This window comes from Phenylobacterium sp., assembly GCF_031181185.1.
In the GTDB taxonomy this organism is placed as follows: Bacteria; Pseudomonadota; Alphaproteobacteria; order Caulobacterales; family Caulobacteraceae; genus Phenylobacterium.
The window spans coordinates 1-3885 of the sequence record NZ_JAPSKZ010000253.1; the positions used below are offsets into that span (position 1 = coordinate 1).

The 3885-nt window shown below is 70.2% G+C and carries 3 protein-coding genes and 1 pseudogene; 1 reads left to right on the forward strand and 3 read right to left on the reverse strand.

The genetic code is table 11. From position 1 onward, the window contains the following. Positions 1-297 (forward strand): annotated as a pseudogene (locus RIF93_RS19235) (histidine kinase); the annotation flags it as partial. A 13-nt stretch (positions 298-310) separates the two neighbouring features. Here the strand turns inward: RIF93_RS19235 and RIF93_RS19240 are convergent. From RIF93_RS19240 to RIF93_RS19250, 3 genes are all read right to left on the reverse strand, one after another. After that, a complete protein-coding gene (locus RIF93_RS19240; RefSeq protein ID WP_309093063.1) occupies positions 311-1063 on the reverse strand; it encodes a sulfite exporter TauE/SafE family protein in 753 nt (250 codons plus the stop codon). Between the two features lie 7 nt (positions 1064-1070). Next, the gene (locus RIF93_RS19245) at positions 1071-1850 is read right to left on the reverse strand and encodes an SDR family oxidoreductase (protein ID WP_309093061.1); all 780 of its coding nucleotides are present in this window, start codon (positions 1848-1850) and stop codon (positions 1071-1073) included. 66 nt (positions 1851-1916) lie between these two features. Next, a partial coding sequence (locus tag RIF93_RS19250; protein WP_309093062.1) for an efflux RND transporter permease subunit occupies positions 1917-3885 on the reverse strand: 1969 nt, incomplete at its 5' end.

Consider the following 3885-nt stretch of genomic DNA (forward strand, 5'->3'; position numbering starts at 1 on the left):
ATCGACGAGCAGTTGGCCGTCGGCCTCGCCCTGCTCCTGAACGAACTGGCGACCAACGCCACCAAATATGGCGCGCTCTCCGGGAACGAAGGCCGCGTGCGGGTGTGGTGGACGTACGAGGACCACGCCGTCTGCCTACGCTGGGTCGAGCGGGACGGGCCGCCGGTCGGCCGGCCGACGAAGATGGGCTTCGGCTCGCGGCTTCTGCAGAGCGCCCTGCCGCCCGCGCGCGGCGTGGTGCGCACCCACTACGAGCCGGAAGGTGTCAGCTGCGAGGTCGAATTCGTCGTGAGCTGACCTGCGCGGCAGCTCAGCCGCGCCAGGCTTCCCAAAGCAGCTGGGCCCCGACGGCGATCATCAGGATGTAGATGATCGTGTAGAATCGGTCGGGCTTCACCCGCCGGACCAGCCAGACGCCAGCGAAGGTCGAGGCGATGGCGACCGGCGCGAGCGCCGCCGACGTCGCCAGGTTCTGGGGCGTGAACTGGCCCAGGGCGACGTAGGCCGGGACCTTCACCCAGTTCACCACCGCGAAGAAGATCGCGGTCGTGCCCACCAGGCTGGCGGGGCTCAGGTTCTTGGGCAGCACCCACATCTGGAACGGCGGCTGGCCGGCATGGGCGATCTGGCTGGTGAAGCCCGAGGCCACGCCCAGGAGCGCGCCGACGGGCCAGGGCGCGTTCGACGGCGCCGTGACGCGGCCGCCCCGCTGGCTCCACAGCCGGTGCGCGGCGAACACGATCGAGATGGCCCCCAGCACCGCCAGCACCACGTTGGCCGAAACCTGCGCAGCCAGCAGGTAGCCCAGGAAGATGCCCACCGCGGCGCTCGGCAGCATCACCAGGAGCACGCCCCTGTCCCAGGTCTTCCGGAAGGCCCAGACGCCGACGACGTCCTGCACGATCAGGATCGGCAGCAGGATGGCCGCCGCCTGCACCGGCGAGATGGCCAGGGCCAGAAGCGGCATGGCCACCGCCCCCACGCCCGCAAACCCGCCCTTCGCCAGCCCCATCATCACAACGGCGGGGACGGCGAGCGCGTAGAACAGGGGGTCGGTGATCAGGAGCGCCTCAGAAGATCGTATAGCCGCCGTCGATGACGAAGCTGTCGCCGGTGTGGAACTTCGAGGCGTCCGAGGCCAGGTAGACGGCGATGCCCGAGAAGTCCTCGCCCTCGCCCCAGCGCCGCATCGGCACGCGGCCGATGGCCTTCTCGTTGAAGGTGTCCCAGGCCTGCAGGCCCGCGGTCATGTCGGTCGCGATCCAGCCCGGCAGGATCGAGTTGGCCCGGATGCCGTAGCGGGCGTACTCCACCGCCAGCCCCCGCACCATCGCCAGCACGCCGCCCTTGGTCGAGGCATAGGCCTGGTTGCGCGGTGCGCCATGGATCGCCGACGTCGACGACGTCACCACCAGCGAGCCGCCCGGGTCGCCCGCCTTGGCGCGGGCCACCATGTGCTTGGCCGCCTCGCGGAAAGTCCAGAACACCGCGTCCAGGTTCACCGTCGTGACCCAGCGCCACTTCTCGGTCGTCATTTCCTCGAACGGCGCCCCGCCGCCGACGCCCGCGTTGGCGGCGCAGAAGTCCAGCCGGCCGAAGGTCTTCAGCACCTCGGCGACGCCGTCTACGACGGCGCCCTCGTCGGCCACGTCCACCTTCTGGACCAGGACGTCGACGCCATGCGCCTTGAGCGCGGCCTCGGCCTTGGCGTTCTTCTCCGGGTTCTGGCCCCAGATCGCGACCTTGGCGCCCGCCGCGGCCAGGCCTTCGGCCATGCCCAGGCCGATGCCCCCGTTGCCGCCGGTGACCAGGGCCACCTTGCCGGTCAGGTCGAACGGTTTGAACGCCATGCCTTACTCCTCCCCTACGTTGTTGGCCGACACTTGCGCGGGCGACGTAGGGGAGGTCAAGGCGGGCTATTCGGCGGGCGCCTCGATGGCTGCGGACGGCCGGCGCCACCGGTTCATCAGCCGTTCGCTGAGGCCCCGGCACAGCACGTAGAACGCCGGGGTGAACAGCAGGCCGAACGCGGTCACGCCCGCCATGCCAAAGAACACCGCCGTCCCCAGCGCCTGGCGCATCTCGGCGCCCGGCCCGCTGGCGATCACCAGCGGCAGCACGCCCAGGATGAAGGCGAAGGAGGTCATCAGGATCGGCCGCAGGCGGGTCCTGGCCGCCTCCACCGCCGCGCTCCAGCGGTCCATGCCGCGGTCCTCGGCCTGCTTGGCGAACTCGACGATCAGGATGGCGTTCTTGGCCGCCAACCCGATCAACACGACCAGGCCGATCTGGGTGAGGATGTTGTTGTCCTGCCCCCGGATGTTGACGCCCAGGATCGCGGCCAGCAGGCACATCGGCACGATCAGGATGATCGCCAGCGGCAGGGTCACGCTCTCGTACTGCGCGGCCAGCAGCAGGAAGACGAACACCACGGCCAGGCCGAACGCGATCGGCCCGGTGTTGCCGGCCTCCTTCTGGGCGAAGGCCAGCTCGGTCCACTCATAGCCGAAGCCCTCCGGCAGCCGCTCGTCCGCCAGCTTCTCGACCGCGGCCAGCGCCTGGCCGGACGAGGCGCCGGGCTTGGTGTCGCCGAGCAGCTCCGCCGCCGGGAAGAGGTTGTAGCGGACCACCCGGTAGGGACCGGAGTCGTCCCGGATCGTCGCCACCGCGCCCAGCGGGACCATCGCCCCGCTGTCCGAGCGGGTCTGCAGCCGCTGGATGTCTGAGGCCTCGTCGCGGAACGGCGCGTCCGCCTGCGCCGTCACCCGGTAGGTGCGGCCCAGGTAGTTGAAGTCGTTCACGAACGCCGAGCCCAGGTAGGTCGACAGCGTCTCGAACACCCGCTCCGGAGGCACGCCCGCCAGCTCCGCCTTGTCCCGGTCGATCTCGGCCCAGAGCCTGGGCGTCGAGGTGTTGAACAGGGTGAAGACGGAGGTCAGCTCCTTCTGCTGGTTGCCCTGCATCATCAGGTCGGTCGTGGCCTGCTCCAGCGCGCGGTAGCCGGCGCCGCTGCGGTCCTGGACGATCAGCTTCCAGCCGCCGCCGGTGCCGATGCCCTGGACGGGCGGCGGCTGGATGACCATGACGTTGGCCCCGGGGATGCCGCCCAGCTTGGCGCGCAGCTCCTCGAGCACCTTGGCCGCATCCACGCCTTCCTTGCCCCGGTTGTGGAACTCGGTGAGCGTGAGGAAGATCGTCCCCGAATTGGGCGCGTTGGTGAACGTCGCGCCGTCCATGCCGGTGAACGCGGCGGCGTGGATCACGCCCTTGGTGTCCAGCGCCTCGTTCGTCACCCGCCGCACGACCTCGTCCGTGCGCGCCAGCGACGAGCCGGGGGGCAACTGCACGACGGCGATGTAGTAGCCCTGGTCCTGCGCCGGGATGAAGCCCGTCGGCGTCGCCGCGAAGCGCCACACCGTCAGGCCCAGCAGCAGGCCGTAGATGATCAGCATCAGGCTGACCCGGCGCACCGTGTGCGCGGTGAGCCGGCCATAGCGCTCGCTGAGCCGCTCGAAGCTGCGGTTGAACCAGCCGGCGAACCGCCGGAACGGCGCGCGCCAGCCGCGCGGCTCGGGCGCGTCGTGCGCGTGCGGCCGCAGCAGCATCGCCGCCATGGCCGGCGACAGCGTCAGCGACACCAGGCACGAGATCACCGTGGCGCTGGCGATGGTCAGGGCGAACTGCTTGTAGAACTGACCCGAGATGCCGGTGATGAAGGCGGTCGGCACGAACACCGCCACCAGGACGAGGGCGATGGCGATCAGGGCGCCGCCCACCTCGTCCATGGTCTTGTAGGCCGCCTCCTTGGGCGACATGCCGGCCGCGAGGTTCCGCTCCACGTTCTCGACCACCACAATCGCGTCGTCGACGACGATGCCGATGGCC